Annotated in this window: 15 protein-coding genes; 4 read left to right on the top strand and 11 right to left on the bottom strand. The window is 44.0% G+C overall.

The window, feature by feature from the left end:
* Positions 1 to 85 precede the first annotated feature (85 nt).
* The 6 genes from Q0230_RS10035 to Q0230_RS10010 all read right to left on the bottom strand — a co-directional run bounded on the left by Q0230_RS10035 (position 86) and on the right by Q0230_RS10010 (position 8,941).
* Positions 86 to 1,882 (bottom strand): ATP-binding cassette domain-containing protein, encoded by a 1,797-nt coding sequence (locus tag Q0230_RS10035; protein ID WP_298609852.1) that lies wholly within the window; start codon positions 1,880 to 1,882, stop codon positions 86 to 88.
* A gap of 33 nt (positions 1,883 to 1,915) precedes the next feature.
* The gene (locus Q0230_RS10030; RefSeq protein WP_298609851.1) at positions 1,916 to 2,797 is read right to left on the bottom strand and encodes a hypothetical protein; all 882 of its coding nucleotides are present in this window, start codon (positions 2,795 to 2,797) and stop codon (positions 1,916 to 1,918) included.
* Between the two features lie 87 nt (positions 2,798 to 2,884).
* The gene (locus tag Q0230_RS10025; protein ID WP_298609850.1) at positions 2,885 to 3,286 is read right to left on the bottom strand and encodes a hypothetical protein; all 402 of its coding nucleotides are present in this window, start codon (positions 3,284 to 3,286) and stop codon (positions 2,885 to 2,887) included.
* Positions 3,287 to 3,370: 84 nt separating this feature from the next.
* The gene (locus Q0230_RS10020; protein WP_298609849.1) at positions 3,371 to 6,601 is read right to left on the bottom strand and encodes a putative inorganic carbon transporter subunit DabA; all 3,231 of its coding nucleotides are present in this window, start codon (positions 6,599 to 6,601) and stop codon (positions 3,371 to 3,373) included.
* Positions 6,602 to 6,720: 119 nt separating this feature from the next.
* Complete coding sequence (locus tag Q0230_RS10015) at positions 6,721 to 7,140, bottom strand: thioesterase family protein (protein WP_298609848.1); 420 nt, start codon at positions 7,138 to 7,140, stop codon at positions 6,721 to 6,723.
* A 1-nt stretch (position 7,141) separates the two neighbouring features.
* On the bottom strand, positions 7,142 to 8,941 hold the full coding sequence (locus tag Q0230_RS10010; protein ID WP_298609847.1) for a class I poly(R)-hydroxyalkanoic acid synthase: 1,800 nt from the start codon (positions 8,939 to 8,941) through the stop codon (positions 7,142 to 7,144).
* A 259-nt stretch (positions 8,942 to 9,200) separates the two neighbouring features.
* Between Q0230_RS10010 and speA the strand changes: the two genes are divergently transcribed.
* Genes speA through Q0230_RS09990 form a run of 4 tightly spaced genes read left to right on the top strand, consistent with a single transcriptional unit; the run spans position 9,201 to position 12,590 of the window.
* Positions 9,201 to 11,099: a biosynthetic arginine decarboxylase gene (gene speA / locus Q0230_RS10005; RefSeq protein ID WP_298609846.1), complete on the top strand. Its 1,899-nt coding sequence runs from the start codon at positions 9,201 to 9,203 to the stop codon at positions 11,097 to 11,099.
* 20 nt (positions 11,100 to 11,119) lie between these two features.
* Positions 11,120 to 11,797, top strand: coding sequence for a hypothetical protein (locus Q0230_RS10000; protein ID WP_298609845.1), 678 nt, complete (start codon positions 11,120 to 11,122; stop codon positions 11,795 to 11,797).
* A 12-nt stretch (positions 11,798 to 11,809) separates the two neighbouring features.
* Positions 11,810 to 12,055 carry a YcgL domain-containing protein gene (locus Q0230_RS09995; RefSeq protein WP_298609844.1) on the top strand — a complete coding sequence of 82 codons (246 nt, stop codon included), beginning with the start codon at positions 11,810 to 11,812 and terminating at the stop codon, positions 12,053 to 12,055.
* 1 nt (position 12,056) lies between these two features.
* Positions 12,057 to 12,590 carry a gamma carbonic anhydrase family protein gene (locus tag Q0230_RS09990; RefSeq protein WP_298609843.1) on the top strand — a complete coding sequence of 178 codons (534 nt, stop codon included), beginning with the start codon at positions 12,057 to 12,059 and terminating at the stop codon, positions 12,588 to 12,590.
* A 16-nt stretch (positions 12,591 to 12,606) separates the two neighbouring features.
* Here the strand turns inward: Q0230_RS09990 and Q0230_RS09985 are convergent, their stop codons facing one another.
* The 5 genes from Q0230_RS09985 to Q0230_RS09965 form a co-directional block, all read right to left on the bottom strand.
* Entirely contained in the window at positions 12,607 to 13,386 is a 780-nt protein-coding gene (locus Q0230_RS09985) for a hypothetical protein (protein ID WP_298609842.1), read from the bottom strand.
* Positions 13,387 to 13,660: 274 nt separating this feature from the next.
* Entirely contained in the window at positions 13,661 to 14,125 is a 465-nt protein-coding gene (locus tag Q0230_RS09980) for a hypothetical protein (protein WP_298609841.1), read from the bottom strand.
* Positions 14,122 to 16,158 carry a M3 family metallopeptidase gene (locus Q0230_RS09975; RefSeq protein ID WP_298609840.1) on the bottom strand — a complete coding sequence of 679 codons (2,037 nt, stop codon included), beginning with the start codon at positions 16,156 to 16,158 and terminating at the stop codon, positions 14,122 to 14,124. Before Q0230_RS09975 ends, Q0230_RS09980 begins: the two co-directional genes overlap by 4 nt.
* Positions 16,159 to 16,211: 53 nt before the next feature.
* The gene (gene gyrB, locus Q0230_RS09970) at positions 16,212 to 18,626 is read right to left on the bottom strand and encodes a DNA topoisomerase (ATP-hydrolyzing) subunit B (protein ID WP_298609839.1); all 2,415 of its coding nucleotides are present in this window, start codon (positions 18,624 to 18,626) and stop codon (positions 16,212 to 16,214) included.
* 8 nt (positions 18,627 to 18,634) lie between these two features.
* Complete coding sequence (locus tag Q0230_RS09965) at positions 18,635 to 19,744, bottom strand: DNA replication/repair protein RecF (protein ID WP_298609838.1); 1,110 nt, start codon at positions 19,742 to 19,744, stop codon at positions 18,635 to 18,637.
* Positions 19,745 to 19,752 lie beyond the last annotated feature (8 nt).

The following is a 19,752-nucleotide window of genomic DNA, read 5'->3' as shown; positions in this document are numbered from 1 at the left end:
GGGCTAGAGCTAAATTAGCAAAAGCCTCTTTCAGGCACAATTAATTATTGATATAAAAGCAAAAAAGCGACAGGCGGTGGCTTTATTAAGTGTTTTCCAAAGCTGCCCAACGCGCAAAGGCTGTTTCAAGTTGAGCTTCTAATTGCTCTAATTCTTGCTGTTTTGCGGTAATTTTAGCCGTATCCTGCTGATAGAACTCCGCAGTACCCATCACTGCTTGTAATTCAGCCATCTGGGTCTCAAGTTGCTCAATTAATTGCGGTAATTGCTCAAGCTCACGCTGTTCTTTATAGCTAAGCTTCTTAGCCTTCACAGCTGGTTTAGCTTCTTCTTTAGCAGCTGTATTCGGTTTGGGCACTGCTTTTTCGGTAGGCTTTTCAGCAAGCGGCTCAGGACGTTGTATGAGCCAGTCGTCATAACCACCTGCGTACTCACAGATTGAGTCATTTTCAAACACGATACTGCGCGTTACTACCGCATTCAGGAAGCTCCGATCATGCGAGATCAGAATTAAAGTACCTGCATAATCAATCAATAACTCTTCGAGAAGCTCTAAAGTTTCTGCATCTAGATCATTAGTAGGTTCGTCAAGCACCAATAAATTGGAAGGCTGAGCAAACAAACGGGCTAATAATAAGCGATTGCGCTCACCCCCCGATAAGACTTTAACTGGCTTTTGAATCTGCAAAGGTGTGAAGAGAAAATCCTGTAGATAACTAATCACATGTTTGCGTTGGCCATTGATCTCCACAAAATCAGAACCAGGAGCAATATTCTCACGCAGGTTCTTTTCATCCTCGAATTGAGAGCGATGCTGATCAAAATAGACGATCTGTAAATTGGTTCCTTGCTTAATCTCGCCAGTTTGAGGAGTCAGTTCGCCTAACAACAATTTAATTAAGGTCGTTTTACCAACACCATTTGAACCAATAATACCGATCTTATCGCCACGTAAAATGGTAGTACTAAAGTTCTTAATTAAAGGCTGTTGCTCAAACCCATAACTGATTTGCTTAGCTTCTAAAACTACTTTACCGGAAGCTTCCGCTTGGCCGATTTGGGCTTGAACTTTACCTTGTAAATTACGCCGCTGCCGATATTCTTCACGCATTGCCTCTAAGCGCCGCACCCGTCCCTCATTCCGTGTTCGGCGGGCTTTAATCCCTTGGCGAATCCACACCTCTTCTTCCGCTAAGCGCTTATCAAATAGTGCCGCCTGTTGAGCTTCAGCATCTAAAGCCGCTTGTTTATTTTCGACATATTTATCGAAATTACCTGTCCAACTGCTTAAACGCCCACGATCTAACTCAATAATCCGCGTCGCCAATTTACGCACAAACGCCCGATCATGGCTGACAAAAAGCAGCGTTGCTTTATAACTCAGAAGGAAGTTTTCCAACCATTCAATAGCGGGAATATCTAAATGGTTAGTCGGCTCATCCAGCAGTAACAGATCAGGGTTAGCCACTAAAGCGCGAGCTAATAAAGCCCGGCGTTTCCAGCCACCAGATAGATCATCAAAGGCTTGATCACCATCCAAATTTAAGCGACTTAGCACTGCTTCGATTTGCCATTGAGTTTGCCACTCTTCTTCAGCATGCAAGTCCCCGAAGCCAGCAGCCACAATATCAAAGACTTTAGCACTGTTGCCATGTGGTACATCTTGCTGCAAACGAGCAATTTTTAAATCAGGCGAGTGGATAATTTCGCCGTCATCTGCCAGTACCTCACGGCACAAGAGCTTCATGAGCGTTGATTTGCCTGTACCGTTACGTCCCACTAGACATAAGCGTTCACCTGCTTCGATTTGCAGTTCAATGCCATCGAACAGACGATTATCCCCGTTTTCGAGGTGAATATTGCGTAGATGTAATAATGCCATGCGGCGGATTATCTCAGCTCGCTTTTCACCTGACTAGGCTGATATAGGATTATTTTCCTGAGTTGCCGTCATCAAATTGGCAGTACGCATACTCAATAAGTGTTGGTTCAGATCATGACTATGCTGACGCAACGAAGCTAATGAGCAGCGTAAAGCCAAGACTTGTTGTTGCGCAGAATCCAATTCATTCATTTCCCACAAAACAGGTTTAGGCTTTTCTTCAACGACTTCCGGCTCAAGAATCGCAAGTGGCACAATATTTTCGCGGAAGAGCTTGTCCATATCCAATCTGCCTTGTTTATAGGCGACTGGATTTTTTATGCGCAGCTCTTCACGCAAATACAGGCGAATCCGCTCAGGCACTAACAGCAAATCCTGATGGCCTTCAATCGGTGGTTCTAGCAAATTTAAGCGGCGGAGATTTTCCAGCACCCAATGCCAATGATCTTCATTTAAGCGCCCGAGCGGAGCTAAAAAACGTACATAATCATCACGCCGACTTAACCAACGTTCCACAAAAGTGGAGCGGAAGATAAACTTCATTGGCTGCTGTGGCACAGGTCGATCACTTAAGCTTAACAGATATAACAAGGTGATATCTGAAGCACCCGCTAGCTTCATTTCAAAAGCGGCTAATAACCGACGTAGCGCCCGTCCTGTCGGGCGTTGATCAAAGAGGATTGGAATGCTTTCTAAACCATTTAAGCGCCCAGCATACCAGCGACGTAAATAAGTACTGAGTAAACGTAAAGTTAAAGGATCATTATCAAAGTTTTGCGCGACTTGCTCTAATTTAGCTAAATCGCCTTTAACGCCTTGCTCTAATAAAAAGCGTCCACCCTCAAATGCTTGCGCTTGCGGCAAGTTATTAGTGAGATCGCTTGCATCCTCAAAGAGGATTGGATTGCCAGACATTTAAGCCCCCGTGTATAGACCCTAACCCTTAGGTCTTTGATATATTTATGCAAACACCTTAAGAGTTATTTTCTAGGAGGTCAATAGCTATTCGGTTTTCAAGGGGGTTTTTGGTACTAGCTCTTCAGCACCTGGTAAAGGTTTTTCTGCCAATTCATTCGCAATTAGCGCCTCTGGATGACTCGCATTTTCATCTATCGGTTGATCAGCTGGCTCTGCTGAAGAACTCGCAGTCGTTTCCATGTCTGAGAGATCGGTAGTCATACTCGCCAAACAATCTTTGATATTGCTCTCACGGGCAGCATCTTTTAACCCCTCATCATCAGCATAGCTCTCACACAATTCCTGCATGAGCTTTTTACTATCTGAATCGACCAGCGTTGCTTCCGCCGCCATGGCATCCTGCACCGGCAAAAGACTACTGGTGTCGGCTAAGGCTAGATTGGTCACTAAACCTAAGAACCCAAATAACAATACAATCGGTTTCATCTTAATCTAGAGCCTCCATAAAGTCTTAGATTGATTGCTTCCCTAAACCCATTATGGACTCAGTTTGAATGGAATAGTTCCACTCTAGGCAGCGACACTCATAATTCGGGCGGGGGGTAAATAATCTCGTTTACCCAAATACCAATCCAGAGAGCTACTAGTCACTGGCAAAGGCAAGGTAATATTCTCCCATCTTATCAGACCTTTATGCGGAATAAACTCATAGAGTGCATCAGCTTTAGGATCTTTTACTGCCAACTGTAACCATTCATTATCTAATAGCTGTTTTAAATAAGCTTGGCGTTGATAAATCGCAGTCACCGTTTCCACTAAAGCCTCCACCACCACTAATAAACGCATGGGTTCATGTAATTCAGTCATCTGTTGAGCCAGGCCCGTGCGTAAATCACTCGCAGTGCCTTCCATAACCCCAAAACCACCGACTAAATTGTGCAGCACTTTACTCCCTGAACCCAAATAGCCATTTTGAATCCGAGAAAAATAATAATCGAGCGCAATCCCTACCCCAACTACACCGTTTCCTAAAAGTTGCCCTTCTAATAAATGCCCATCAGGATCTTGAGCATAATCATAAGAAATTAAGAAAGAGCGACGATCCCAAAAACGCTGCTGACTCATAGTACGTTTTGCAATAAAGGCAACCGCACAACCTTGATGGCCTAACTCGGCACGCGCTTGGTCAGGAGAAGCGGCACGCGCTTGTACATGTTGGAAAGCCTGTGCTTGCGTAATATTTAAAGCAGCCGTAGCAAATTTACGGCAGCGCTCATGAGCAGAAGCCTGTGCAGCTTTAGTCAACTGAGTTTGCAGATGAGCAAACTCTGCCTGATGACTGTTTGGAATCAAATCGGTGTCGAACCAACGAATCTCATCACTCGTCGTATCATGCTCCGCAGCAACAAACCAACAGTCGGAGGGTATATGGATTTGATGCTTAATGGCTAAAGCAGCGCGCACGCTTGGCTCATTAATACTGCCCACAAATGCTCGCGCATTCGGTCCACCAAAACGCCCACTACAAGCCCCACAACCATAGGCCAGTAAATGCGGATTATTCAAATGTTGCGCACGATGCGCTAATAAACAAATCAAGCGGGAAAACTTTTGGGTAAACCCAGCTGCTTTGATAAAGGCAGCAATCTTTTCGACCTTTTCCTCCAAACTTAAACCGATTTGCATCGAATCATGCGCCGCCTTAGCTTCAATGGCAGTGTACTGCACCCTCATTTGCACAGGCTTTAACACCTGTTCGTTTAGCTTCTGTGTCAGCTGTTGATAGCGCCCAGCTGCTAGATTACGCCCCACTAATTCACTCAAGGCGAAACTACTCATCATTGGCAAGCTGAGGAAAGCTTCTAAACCACTTTGGCGCAGTGCATGACTCTTAAATCGTCTTAACTGTTCTAACCAGCTGGCTTTTTTGCGATAGCTTTGAATAGCAGCGGGTGTCTCCTGTACATCAGGAACTTCACGGAATTCATGCACAGCGGTAACTACCGGTTGGGCTAGTTTAAGCATTTTCGGATTATTAAAACTTCGCCAATTATTCGGCAAGCCAAAGACCCCTGCTACTCCAAAAGTCACAAAGCGTGGTTCAATTTCTTCTAAATGGCGACGCATAGCTTCTTCGCGATCATCCATACAGAACAAGATTTGTGCTAAAGGCTTTTTTGGGAGATGTAACTGGATAGGACTCATAAGTGCATTGAAGACTTGCAAACGATAATGGCGCTCATATGCACGCAACCATAAATGCCCCCGTCGATTAGGCTCGTCTAGCGCCTGCATTAATAAACTTACACGCCCAATTTGCTCACGCGTGACCCTTTCTAATTGCTGTGCACTGAGACCTAAATGCTGGGACAACACAAACATACGCCACACGACTTGGTACATATCCATGCGTACCGGTAGGGTAGTACCTGCGGCTAACTTCCAAGTCATAATCATATGGGCAAGCTGATGCCATTCAGTACGTGAGACCTCATCGCCAATCCCACTTAATACCCCTGAAGCCAGCATTTGTAGGTGTTCAGGAAGACGGGCTTGCCAAGCATAAAAGCGCACTAATAGCTCAGATAAATTGTGATTAAAGTAGCCTCGCAATTCCGGCAGAGAAGCTTCAATATTCCAATGCTCACGTGTTACTTTGCGGCAATGTAGGTGCTCTAGAACTAAACGTACCGCTAAATAATCCGCCATTACGATGGAATTGGTTTGCTCTGCATAATGAGGGTGTTGTACTCGCCAATTCACCATCCCTGACCAACCTGGGATTTCGAGTGCTAAGCTACGTAAATAAGCCCCCCAATTTTCACGCGCGATACCAATCCGCATCAGTTCAGTGCGAATAATCACTAGAGGATTATCATCTAGAGAAATAATGTAATCATGCCAAGGGTCTAATTCACTGAACCCTGGGAAATGATCGTTGAGTGCTAACTGCTTCCAATAGCTCAAAAAGCTATCGGGTTTCTCCGTTAAACCCGATAGTTCTAAATCGAGCCATTGCCCTAATTGGCGAAACAATAAAGGACAGAGTTCATGCAAGACATCCTCACCGGTCAGTGTTTTCAAAAAACCGCGTAAGGTAGTCACTGGCCCTACTAAATCCATTAAACCTTGTAAGCGCTCATGCCCGGCGTGCTGTACCTGCTGCTCCATATCTGCTTCATCTAAATGTGCACTTTCCTTAATCTCCTGCCAAAGATGGCTTAAATTGCTTGCACTTAAATAAGTGACTGCTTCAGGATGAGTAAAATCTTCATGCACATCTAAAGTTCGCAAAGTCGCTTGCCATAAATTATTGAGAGCTTGTTGAGTTTGACTGGCATCTAAACCCGCCGCTTTTAATAAACGCTGCTGGCTGGATGGCGAAACCTCTGCTTGGAATCGTTCGAGAGCCTGTTCTTCTTCAATCTTCCAACGTACCTGGCGATAACTAAGTTTTTTGATTGGATTCAGCAGTATCAGTTGGCTGAGTTCACGTGCTGTCCAGCCTTCTACTACAACTTCTTGAGAGTTGAAATCAACCTCTGTACTAAGCACTGCTTGTAGATCAGCATCATTAATTCGGCCTTGCTCATAAAAGCGTTTGTATTCGTTTTGGCTCAAGTAGCCAAGTGCACCGGTACGCTGATAAACCTGTTTGAGTGCAGCCGCGAAGGGGAGCTGCTCATAGTGCATCAGTGGATTAAAGTGGACAAAATCGGGTAAGGGGGCTTGAATCGGCAGGACAGTCGTCAAGGCATCAATTTGTTGTTGGAGATACTGATGCTGTGCTTGAATATCCATATAACCCCTGAAGCTTAGGCTAAAAGGGGCATATGATCACTAATTCATTCTGAGGGTCAAGCCTCTAAAAGAAAGAGGGCGCGCTTAAACCAGTTAAGAGCTTAAGCGCCAAGTTTGGTTTAGCCTGTTACTGCTTTGATAATATGTTCGGGTAAAGGGGCAGACTTACCACTACGGCGATCCATCCATACAACTTTGGCATAACCTTCACTAGCCATTTGCTCTGGCGCAGATAAAGCAACTACCTCATACCAAGTCATAAAGCTAGAGCGCCCCAGTTCACCCGCATAACAATCGATACGTACACTATCTGGATAAGTAATGGGTTTGAGGAAGGTACAACCGACATTGATGACGACGGTGGCGAAATCACCCTCAGTGATTTGATTGCCGAGCATAGCCACTAGCATCTGTACCCGCGCTTCCTCTAAATAGCGCAGATACATCGCATTATTCACATGCCCGAAAGCATCCATATCCCCCCAACGTACTGGCAGAGTACAGCTATAAACTAGACGACGATTAGAAGCTTCACTCATGTTAGCTCGCCTTGACACGTACATAAGTGCCGGGGGCATCACCGAGTAGATTTAATTGCCCTGAACCAGGTACACGCGCATCAACTTCACCCTCAGCGTATTGCGAAACCCATTGATCCCAATCATGCCACCAAGACTTTTTCACTAGTTGCGCTTCTTTAAACCACTCCTCAGCAGAGGCAGGCAGTTGCTCATTCACCCAGTGACCGTATTTATCCGCTGAAGCTGGATTAATAATTCCAGCAATATGCCCCGATTGCCCTAAGACAAAGCGTACAGGGCCAGCAAATAGCTGTGCACCATCATAAGTACTGCGCCAAGGGGCGATATGATCATCGTAAGCCGATACGAAATAAACCGGCGTTTTCACCTTGGTAATATCTAACGGGGTATTCAGCAGCTGAATGCCATTCGGTTGGCAAAGTTTGTTTTCCAGATACATATTGCGCAAATAGAAGCTATGCATGGCTGCGGGCATCCGAGTACTATCTGAATTCCAGAATAATAAATCGAAGGGCATGGGGTCTTTACCTAATAAATAGAGATTTACAAAGAAAGACCAAATCAGATCATTGGCGCGCAGCATATTGAAGGCAGAACCCATATTTTTGCCATCTAAATAGCCACCATTATCTTCCATGCGTTGCTCTAAAGCCGCAACTTGTGGTTCATCTAAGAAAACACCAATTTCACCTGGCTCAGAAAAATCTAATAGCGTCGTAAAGAAGGTAGCACTTTTGATCCGATCATCATGCTTCGCGGTCAGCCAAGCTAAACTTGCCCCTGTTAAAGTACCCCCTAAGCAATAACCCGCAACATTCACATCACGCTCGCCCGTCGCCGCTTCAATTGCATCTAGCGCCGCTAAAGTACCGGATTGCAGATAATCATCAAAACTTAAGTTACGTTGTGCCGAACCGGGATTAGCCCAAGAGATAATAAAGACAGTGTGGCCTTGATCAACCGCCCATTTCACATAAGAGTTTTGCTCGCGCAGATCAAGAATATAAAACTTATTGATCCACGGCGGAACCACTAAGAGTGGGCGTTTACGAACTTTATCAGTGCTAGGATGATATTGAATCAACTCCATCAAATCATTGCGAAACACCACTTTACCCGGTGTGGTTGCAATATCTTTACCTAGTTCGAAGGCTTTCATATCCGTCATACGAATACGTAGTTCACCATCTTGAAAATCATTTAACAGATTTTCCATACCCTTCACTAAATTAGCACCTTGGGTGTCGTACACCATTTTCCAGACCTGTGGATTGGTGGCAGCATAATTATTAGGTGAGAGTGCATCTACCAGGCTATTTAAAAAGAAAACCGCTTTTTTAGCTTCGTGCTCTGGTAATCCATCGGTGAGATGGATCAGGCTTTTACAATAGTCAGCTATATTTAAATAGGACTGCATTAAAGTTTCGCCAACTGGATTTTCGCGCCAAGCGGGGTCTTTAAAACGACGGTCTTTGAGGCTCGCTTCATCACTAATCTTCACCCCAGAAAAACCGAGCATACGCATGCCCATTCTTTGCCCAAGTTGTGACTGATCTTGCAGAAACTGGTAATTGGCCTGAGCAATTGCAAACGGATGCCAGACTAAATTGGCAGCCCAACGCAGCGCTGAATTTTGGAAAGCCATATCACCCGCAGAAACCCGTGGTTTAGCTTTGAGAGCAGCACCCGTGGCACGCAGTAAAAACTGTTGCCAAAGTCCAAAAGCTTTATTGAGATTTGTTTGTAGTTCTAAGGGATCAAATTGATCGGTGGTATCAACAGCGAAGGGTGTGCCCATAAGTCTCGTCCTATCCGTTAGCTTGGCTCTGAAAATCAGCAGAAGAGGTGAAGTTTGTGTGTGTCTGTTGTACAGGATACTCCAGCATCATAAGGATTTTGGTGCTTAGCACAAGATGTTTTTCAGCAAAAATAATTTTGGCTTTTGAGCTAATTTTGGTTTGGAAACCTTAGAGTGAATAACGAAGATAGCCTCTAAGAAACTTTGCGAGTATTCTGCGCGAATTGCAGCGAATAATTTCAAACTTAGCAGGATTAATATGCGTACAGACAGCACTTGGAATCTGGATTCTGCCCGCCAGCTTTATCGAATTCGTAATTGGGGCAATGGTTATTTTGATATTAATGACCAAGGTCATGTCGCTATGTGTTTACCGCATAGTCAACAACAAGTGGATCTGTATGAATTTGCTCAGCGTGTGCATCAAGAAAATGGCATGCGTTTTCCCCTGTTGGTACGGTTTGTAAATGTCTTACATGACCGCGTACAACGCCTGCAAATTGCTTTTAATAAAGCAATTGCTGAATCAGGACGCTCAAGTCGCTATACCGCTATTTACCCAATTAAGGTTAATCAGCAACGCAGTGTAGTGCAGCAAATTCTCGCTGGTGGCAAACAGCAAGTTGGTTTAGAAGCGGGTAGTAAACCGGAGCTAATGGCGGTACTAGGTTCAGCCCCTGAAGGCTGCACTATTGTTTGTAATGGCTATAAAGACCGCGAATATTTACGTCTTGCCCTGATTGGTCGGCAAATGGGGCATAAGATTTATATTGTGGTCGAAAAACCTTCTGAGCTTTTAGAAACTTTAGAAGAAGCTGAAAAACTGCAAATCGAACCACTATTAGGTATACGGGTACGCTTGTACTCTTTGGGCAAAGGTAAGTGGCAAAACACGGGTGGAGAGAAATCCAAGTTTGGGCTATCTGCAGCGCAAGCTCTGCATATGCTCGATACGCTCAAGCAAGCCGGTAAACTTGATTGCTTACAACTCTTGCATTTTCATATGGGTTCGCAAATTGCGAATATCCAAGATATCCAACGGGGTATGCGTGAGGCCAGTCGTTATTTTGCAGAACTCCATCAACTCGGGGCGAATATTCGCGTTGTCGATGTAGGGGGGGGGTTAGGGGTGGATTATGAAGGCTCACGCTCGCGTAGTGAATGCTCTATCAACTATACCCTACAAGAGTACGCAAACACGGTAGTACGCAGCGTCTTAGATGCTTGTGAAGATTATAATGTGCCACTACCTGATTTTATTACTGAATCAGGGCGAGGGATGACGGCGCATCATGCGGTGCTCATTACCAATGTGATTGATACCGACCCAGAACAACCTGAGCAAGCACCCGTCATTCACAAGCCGCAAGACACCGATCCGACTATTCTGCATAATCTTTATCGCTTACTCCAAAACCTAAATACCCTGCCACCTTCAGAGATTTATCACGATGCCGCTTATTGGTTGGGGGAGGCTCATGGTTTGTACGCGCACGGGGCAATTAATCTGCAACAGCGTGCTCAAGCTGAAAGCTTGCATCGAGCGATTAGCCAAAAATTGATTGCCAATCCTGAAATTTTCAACTCCCTTGAAAACGAAATTCAGACCAATTTACGTGAACGCTTAGCAGATAAATACTTCTGCAACTTCTCGCTTTTCCAGTCGATGCCAGATGCTTGGGCAATTGATCAAATCTTCCCAATTATGCCTTTACATCAGTTAGATGAAGCCCCTACACGTCGAGTGACTTTGCAAGATTTAACTTGTGACTCAGACGGTACGATTGAACGTTATGTCGAACATGGGCGCTTAGAAACTACCTTACCTTTGCACGCTCTCAAACCAGAGCAATCTTATTTACTCGGCATTTTTATGGTAGGGGCTTATCAAGAAATTTTAGGCGATTTGCATAATCTATTTGGAGATACTGATTCCATTAATGTGGAACTGTTTCCTGATGGAAGCTATCAAATCAGTGAACCAGAGCGTGGTGATACCATTGATGAACTCTTACGTTCCATTCACTTTGAACCTAAGGACTTGTTGGCACAATGCCGGAAAAAACTAGCCGCTGCCGTAGATAATACCGATCGTCAGAAAATGCTGCTGCGTGAAATTGAAGCAGGTTTAATCGGTTATACTTATTTAGAAGATTAAAAATACTCAGAGGGTTTGCTGTGGAGTATCTATTAATTATTGCATTTGCAATAGGGCTATTTTTATTTTTACTCAGCTGGTTAAGGGTGATTATTGCAGGCTTTGTGCATCATTTTTTGACTGGTATTGTCGCTATTATTCCTGTTGTCAATGTCCTCGTTTTACCTAGTGTCTGGCATCAAGTTTATGGTTGGGTGATGGCTGGATTTATTGGTTTGTTACTAGCAATTGCAACTTGGTTTGCGGGTGCTGATAACCAAGTTTATCAATATGCAAAACAAGCAGGCATTCAACTTCCCTCCAAACAAGTGACTGAGCCGGTCGCTACTGGCGAACTACCTGCTCACCAAGAAACCGTCGCTGTTAGATTGCCAAATGCCAATACTCAAACTCCAACCGCCAGTACTACCGCTAATAGCGATCCTAGCAAACCGGCCGAACCTTTACCCACAGGCAAAGAGCTGCCTAAAACTGCTTTATTTAGCATGTCTTATAAATCGGTAGAACCAAAGCAATTAGCGGATTATCAGGGGCAATATATTCGCCTTACACAAAAAGATCGTCGTCAATATGAAGGTAAGCTATTGGGTACTGAAGGGGATTCTTTACGCATTGAAAGACGGTTGAATGGTGGCTTGGTAGAGCATAAGGTGAGCTTTGCGGATATAATCTCTAGCGAAGTAATGACCCGCGAGTAAAAGGATTACCTGATGCAATGTTATGTTTACCGGAGTCGGCGTAAACAGCAGACTTATTTATTTCTTCCTAAACGAGATGATTTTACCCAAGTGCCTGCCTCTTTATTAAAGCTGTTCGGAGAAGCCGAATTCTCATTTGAATTCGAACTTTCTTCCGAGCGAAAGATGGTCTTGGCTGAAGCCAGTGAAGTGAAACGTAATATCCAAGAAAATGGCTTTTTCCTGCAATTACCGCCGGGCGAAGAGAAGGCTTGCTAACATGACCATTAAAGCATTCGAAGGACATTACCCGGAGATTGATCCCAGTACTTGGGTCGATGAAACAGCCTATGTGAGTGGTCGAGTTCGTTTAGGTACAGGGTGTTCTGTTTGGCCTATGGTAGTGATTCGAGCAGATATTAATCCTATCACCATTGGCGAACGCACTAATATTCAAGATGGCTCAGTATTACATGTCACGCATGGCGGACCCTTTACAACCCCCGAAGGCCTTGCTTTAACTATTGGTGATGATGTGATCGTGGGGCATAAAGCCATTTTACATGCTTGTACCATTGGTAATCGCTGCTTGATTGGTATGGGAGCGATTGTGATGGATGGTGCAGTAGTAGCTGATGAAACTATTATTGCAGCAGGTAGCCTAGTACCACCCGGTAAACAACTTGAAGGCGGCTATTTATACGCGGGTAGCCCCGTTAAGCAACTCAGACCCATTACTGATAAAGAGCGTGCCTTTTTTACCTATTCATCCAATTACTACGTCAAACTAGCGCAACGTACAGCAGCTTCATAAAGCTGCTGCCTTGACCTTAGTCCATCGCTAGAATAATTTTATTGCTAGTATTTTCTTTCACCCAGAATTGTCGACTTCGTACCGTTGAAGCATGAGTCGCTACCACTTCATAATACCCTGCTGGAACGGTAATACCTTGTGAGTGTTGATAATAACTGCCTATATAATGACGCTCACCTTTTTCTAAGCGAAATACCGCCCATTCGACTGGCTTAAATAAAGGTTGATTGTTTTCCACTGCGATTAAATTGACTTCAACTAAGGGGATATCAATAGTTAAGGTATTGACTTCACCGGCGAGTACATTCACCACTTGACGACGTGTTACACCGCTATGTGCGGGTGTAACCTCATAAAATCCACTTGGGACCCAAGTGTCTACTTCTTGACTTGCTTTCACAGCAAAACTAGGATTGGCGGTGCTTAAACTAGTAATTAACCAATCTGCTGAATGGTTGGCTTCAATCACAAGATGTCCGATATTGGCCTTAAAATAAGGCTTACTCAGTACATCTGCTTTTATGCTTAATAATTTAGTACTAGTAAATTGACCAATGCTAAGCTGCACTTTGTAAGTGCCTGCATCTAATTGTACAGCTTGCTCTTGCCCTTGCAGTTGCCGTACCGGTACACCTTTACTGTTATCAATGCGCCACTTAATAGCTGTTAAGGGTAGTTCAACACCATCCGGAAGTTGTGCCTGTAAAAGTAAATTACTTTGCTCCGCCGCAGTCAGCTCATTGAGTGAAGAAAAGCGTGGATCAAGAATACTTAAGTTAAGATCAGGACTAGTCATTTGTTGGGCAGCAAGCGCAGCAAAACTGGCTAATCCACTACTACTTAGGCTGAGATAAAAAATTATTCTGGAAAATTTAGACAGCTTGAAAGCATGGCAAAACCCGCCTGCGGCCATTATTTTTGTAATCATTCGTTTTGTGGGGTCGTTGGTATAGCTTAATCTAAGCAATTTTTCAGAAAGGTGACTACCAAAAACCGATGGGGAATCAGGTTTATACGCCTGACGGCTTGAGCCTTAGAAATAGCTCAGCTAGGGTTCAGATTAAATTGAATTAGCGCTGAGTGGCTAGCTTAAAGCTAGCTTGATAGACTTGTTGTGAAGCGTTCAGTGTAGCCGTTACCCGCCAATGCATCTCAGCTTCGCTACAAACAGGTAGGCTAAAATTTCCTTGCCATTCACTGTCATTTTGTTTAGTCAACAGTACGTTTTGAAAGCCCATATACATATTTTCGCCTTCAATTTTAAGGCTGGCACTTTCTAGATTATTTACGGCCTTTAACTGCATTGTCACCTGCACTGGCTTCATTAACGGTACTGGATGTGGAGCTAGCTCTAAGCTAAGCTGTACACTCTCATGTTCTGCTGTACAAATACTTTCGTTCAGCCAACAATTTTTTGAAGAAATGAGGGTAATGCGTTTGGGAGAGTTTGATTGAAAAGGTGGCCAAGCTTGTAAAGCAAGATAGCCACCCACTCCTAAAATAAAAATAACTAACAGCAGCGTAACAGCTTTCAAGCAGCTTGCACCAAACCACTATGCCGTAACAATGCATCAATTTGTGGCTTTCGCCCACGGAAAGCCACAAAAGACTCCATCGCTGGACGCGAACCACCTACTTGTAAAATCTCTTCTAAGAAAGCTTGGCCTACCTCAGCTGAAAACAAACCATCTTCTTCAAAGCGTGCATAAGCATCGGCTGAGAGTACTTCTGCCCACTTATAACTGTAATAGCCTGCCGCATAGCCACCTGCAAAAATATGCGAGAAACTATGAGCCATGCGATTAAAGGCAGGCGGCTGAACTACAGCTACTTGTTGGCGTACTTCCGCTTGTATTTGTTCCACATGCCCAGGTTCAGATGCTTGTGGATCCATATGTAAGCGCATATCAAATAAGGCAAATTCTAATTGGCGCACCATCATCATGGCAGTTTGGAAGTGGCGTGCAGCCTGCATTTTATCAAATAAATCCTTGGGTAAGGGTTCACCCGTTTGCCAATGGCCGGAAATCAGATTAAGCACTTCAGGCTCCCAGCACCAATTTTCCATGAATTGACTGGGTAGCTCGACTGCATCCCACTCCACGCCATTGATACCTGCAATATCAGGGTAATCCACTTTAGTTAGCATATGGTGTAAACCATGCCCAAACTCATGGAACAAGGTCACTACTTCATCATGAGTAAAAAGTGCAGGCTTATCACCCACTGGAGGGGTACCGTTACAAGTCATAAAAGCGACTGGAATTTGTAAGCCATCTTTGCGTTTAAACCGTCCGCAATAATCACTCATCCATGCACCACCCCGCTTATGCTGACGGGCATAAAGATCTAAATAGAACTCTGCACGCAAACTCCCATCGACCTCATAGACTTGATAGAAAGTCACATCAGGATGCCAAATATCCACTGCTGTCGATTGTTGAATACGTACATTATATAAACGTTCTACTAGACTAAATAACCCCTGAATCACCTTATCCACAGGGAAATAGGGCTTTAAATCTTCATCCGTGAAGTCAAAGCGAGCTTCCTTCATTTTTTCACTAATATAGGTAACATCCCAAGCCTGCACATCATTAAGGCCTAGCTGCTCTTGTGCAAAAACCTTTATCTCAGCAAACTCCAACTCTGCAAAAGGTTTACTACGCTTGGCTAAATCTGCTAAGAAATCGATTACTTCTTGAGTGGTGTCTGCCATTTTCATGGCTAATGAGACTTCCGCATAATTAGCAAAGCCGAGTAATTCAGCTTCTTCTTGACGAAGTCTTAAGATATCACGCATCGTTTGGGTATTATCCCAAGCAAGATTAGTACCTAAATCCGAAGCACGCGTGGTATAAGCCTGATAGAGCTCTGCTCTCAGTTCTCGATTGTCAGCATAGGCCATAACCGAATAATAACTCGGAAAGTCTAAGGTAAATACCCAACCGCTTAGCTGACGTTGCTGAGCTGCTTGCTGAGCCATGTCTAAACCAGACTCGGGAATACCATTTAGCAAGGCTAGATCGGTGATCTGCTTAAACCAGGCATTAGTGGCATCCAGAATGTTGTCAGAAAACTTCGAACTTAAGCTGGAAAGCTGCTGGCTAATTTCACGATACCGTTGCTTTTTATCTTCAGGTAACGCGACTCCACTCAAGCGAAAGGATAGCAAGCTTCTTGCTAAGGCATGCTTTTGACTTAACTCTAAGTTTTGTTCAGTATCAGCAACGGTTTTAACAGCCTCATACAGGGCTTGGTTCTGCCCCATATCAGTGTGGTAGTCACTTAGTTTAGGTAAACAAGCATTATAAGCCGTTCGTAAAGACTCAGTATTCGCCACTGCATTTAAATGGCTCACAGGCGACCAGACTCGTTCTAGGCGATTACCTACTTCATCTAAAGGATAAATCAAATTATCCCATGAGGCCTGAATAGGTGCTGCTAAGCGCCTAGCCAACCACTCACGATTATCCTTAAGTACTTGCTCCAAAGCTGGTTCTACATGCTCAGCTTGAATGGCACTAAATTGGGGTAACCCGTCTGTTTGTAATAATGGATTATGCATACGTGTACCTGTTATGTTATCTGTGCTGAACTACTCAATGTTTCACGTGGAACTTAAATATCTAAGTTCTCCACTGCTAGGGCATTTGTCTCAATAAATTCACGACGTGGTTCTACTTGATCACCCATCAAAGTCGTAAAAATCTGATCTGCTCCAATAGCATCTTCAATCTTTACCTGCATTAAACGACGAGCTGCAGGATCCATTGTAGTTTCCCAGAGCTGATCAGGGTTCATCTCACCCAAGCCTTTATAACGGCTAATCGTTAAACCACGATTCGCTTCACGCATCAGCCAATGAGCAACGGTATCAAAACGCTGCACCTCTAGTTTGCGCTCGCCACGTTGAATATAAGCACCAGCAGCTAATAAACCATCCAACTCTTGATTTACCCGCATGAGTAACTTTAATTCAGGTGTAGCGAATAAGCCTTGATCCAACACTAAGATATGATCTAGACCATGTTGCCGACGACTCACTTCAATCGACCACTGCTTGTCATCCTCTTTGCGGAAGGCAACTTTATATAAGCGTTCGCCATTCATAGTCATGTTTAAATGCTCAATAGCATTTTTAACCCAAGCGAAGTATTGATCGGCCACTAGCTCTTCACTAGAAGCCAGCATCGGTTCAAACAATAAACTAGTAAGTACATCTTGATCGTAACGACGGGCTAAACGGCCAATAATCTGCCGAGCTGAATTGTATTGCTTTAATAAGGAATCTAAGGCCTCACCACTGATAGCAGGTGCCTCCGCAGAGAGATGTAATTGCGCCCCATCTAAAGCGAGTTGAATGAGATGGTTTTCCATTTCATTTTCATCTTTGACATATTGCTCTTGTTTACCCCGCTTCACTTTATAGAGCGGAGGCTGAGCAATATAAATATGCCCACGCTCAACCAACTCTGGCATTTGCCGATAGAAAAAGGTAAGTAGCAAGGTACGAATGTGCGAACCATCTACATCCGCATCCGTCATGATAATTACACGATGATAACGAAGCTTGTCAGGATTATAGTCTTCACGCCCAATCCCACAGCCTAAAGCAGTGATTAAAGTTCCAACTTCTTGAGAAGCCAGCATTTTATCAAAGCGTGCTTTTTCCACATTTAGGATTTTACCCTTTAACGGAAGGATAGCTTGGGTACGGCGATCACGACCTTGCTTAGCAGAACCACCCGCAGAATCACCCTCAACCAAAAATAACTCTGACAAAGCAGGATCCTTCTCTTGGCAGTCGGCTAATTTACCTGGCAAACCGGCAATATCTAAAGCGCCTTTACGGCGAGTCATTTCGCGAGCTTTACGTGCTGCTTCGCGAGCACGTGCTGCTTCAATCATTTTCCCTGTGATCAGTTTAGCCTCTTGAGGACTTTCTAAGAGAAAAGCACCCAAACGCTCATTCATCGTAGCTTCGACTACACTTTTCACTTCAGAGGAAACTAGCTTATCTTTAGTTTGTGAAGAAAATTTTGGATCAGGTACTTTCACGGAAAGTACTGCTGTCAAACCTTCACGCGCATCATCCCCAGTTGGACTAATTTTTTCTTTTTTTGATAAACCTTCAGTTTCAATGTAGTTGTTCAAGGTACGTGTTAAGGCCGCACGGAACCCAGAAAGATGCGTTCCACCATCACGTTGAGGAATGTTATTCGTAAAACAGTAAACATTTTCCTGATAGGAGTCATTCCACTGCAAAGCTACTTCTACACCAATCCCATCTTGTTCGGTAGAAAAATAAATGATACTTGGGTTGATCGGTGTTTTGTTTTTATTTAAGTGAGCAACAAAGGCTTGAATTCCGCCTTCATACGCAAAAATCTCTTCACGCCCTTCGCCACGGCGATCCACTAACCGAATCCGCACACCGGAGTTCAGGAAGGAGAGCTCACGTAAACGCTTTGCCAGAATATCGTAATGAAATTCGGTTTGGGTAAAAATAGTATGACTTGGCCAAAAGCGTACTGAAGTTCCTGTGCCTTCGGTATCACCAATCACTGCTAAAGGTGCAACAGGATCACCCATTTTATAAATCTGTTGATGTAATTTGCCATCACGACGAATCGTTAATTCAAGTTGCTCTGATAAAGCATTGACTACTGATACACCAACACCATGAAGGCCTCCAGACACTTTGTAGGAGTTATCATCAAATTTACCGCCTGCATGCAGAATGGTCATAATCACTTCAGCTGCCGAACGACCTTCCTCAGGATGAATATCCACAGGAATACCGCGACCATCATCGGAGACTTTGACCGAACCATCGCTAAAAATTTCTACTTTAATTTCTTTACAGTAGCCGGCCAATGTTTCGTCAATGGAGTTATCCACCACCTCAAATACCATGTGGTGCAAACCAGTACCATCATCCGTATCGCCGATATACATGCCAGGACGTTTACGTACTGCTTCTAAGCCACGTAATACTTTAATATTCGAGGAATCGTATTGGTTCTCGCTCATGACTAATCCTAAGTATTCAACAGATGAATTTGACCTTGTTCCACGTGAAACAAGTGAGCATCTGCAGGTAGAAATTCGGGTAAAGGTTGACGTGTGCCGGTGATAATCAATTGTTTCTGAGTTTTTTGTAAGACTTGAGCCAGTAGAGATTGGTTATCCACATCTAGTTCAGCAGCTAAATCATCAATGGCTATTATACCACGTTTTGCCTCGTTTGTGCTGATAGCCTCATTCTGTGCAAGTAATAGGGCTATACCTAATAACTTCAACTGCCCACGTGAAGCTCGACGTACCGCTGGCTCGCCATTAATCGTAATCAATAGGTCACCTCTATGAGCACCATACAAACTCATCCCATAACGCAACTCTTGATCTTGTCGTTCTTGGTAAAACTCCTGGAGAGTTTGGAGATTCATAGGATCGACCTGCGATGGGAAACCCGTGTGTAATTTCAATTGGACTTGACCAATAGCTTGATAAAGTAAACTTACGGAATCCAAAGCTGCAATTAAAGCTTTAGTCGACCTCAATCTAAATTGATAAAGCTTAGGTTGAGCTTGAATCAGTTGTTTGGTCCAATCGGTTAGAGCGTAGCGTTGTTTCGAATCACGCAAACAAGCATTACGTTGTTTGAGGATGCGTTGATAGTTTTTCCACTCCAACTGAAAATCAGGCTCACGATAAAAAGCTAACCAATCTAGCAAACTACGTCGATGCACTGGGGAGCCAGCAATTAGATCTAAGCTATCCGGATGAATCAAGGTCAGGGGTAAATGACTACTCAACTCTGCTTGTTGGTTAATATCTGCATGGTTAATGCGAATCCGTGTTTGGCCGTTGCATTGTTTAGCAATACCTAAGCGATAACTGCTTTCCAACTCCTCGTTAAACAACTTGCCCGTTACTGTAATAGCGTCAGCCTGCTGGCTAATCACCTCATTGATGCGAGGGGTACGAAATGAACGCCCTCGCGATAAAACACACAAAGCCTCCAAAAAACTAGACTTGCCTGAACCATTCGCCCCGGTTAAAAAATTAACGGTAGGTGAAAGGCTTAAATCAGCTTGCTGAATTAAGCGGCAATTTTGAATAGCAATGTGCTGCAGCCAAACAGACAAAAACTTTA

Origin of the sequence: uncultured Thiothrix sp. (assembly GCF_937876535.1) — a bacterium.
Classification (GTDB): Bacteria; Pseudomonadota; Gammaproteobacteria; order Thiotrichales; family Thiotrichaceae; genus Thiolinea.
Note: the sequence above shows the minus strand (reverse complement) of the source record. Positions and strands in the feature narration are given on the sequence as shown.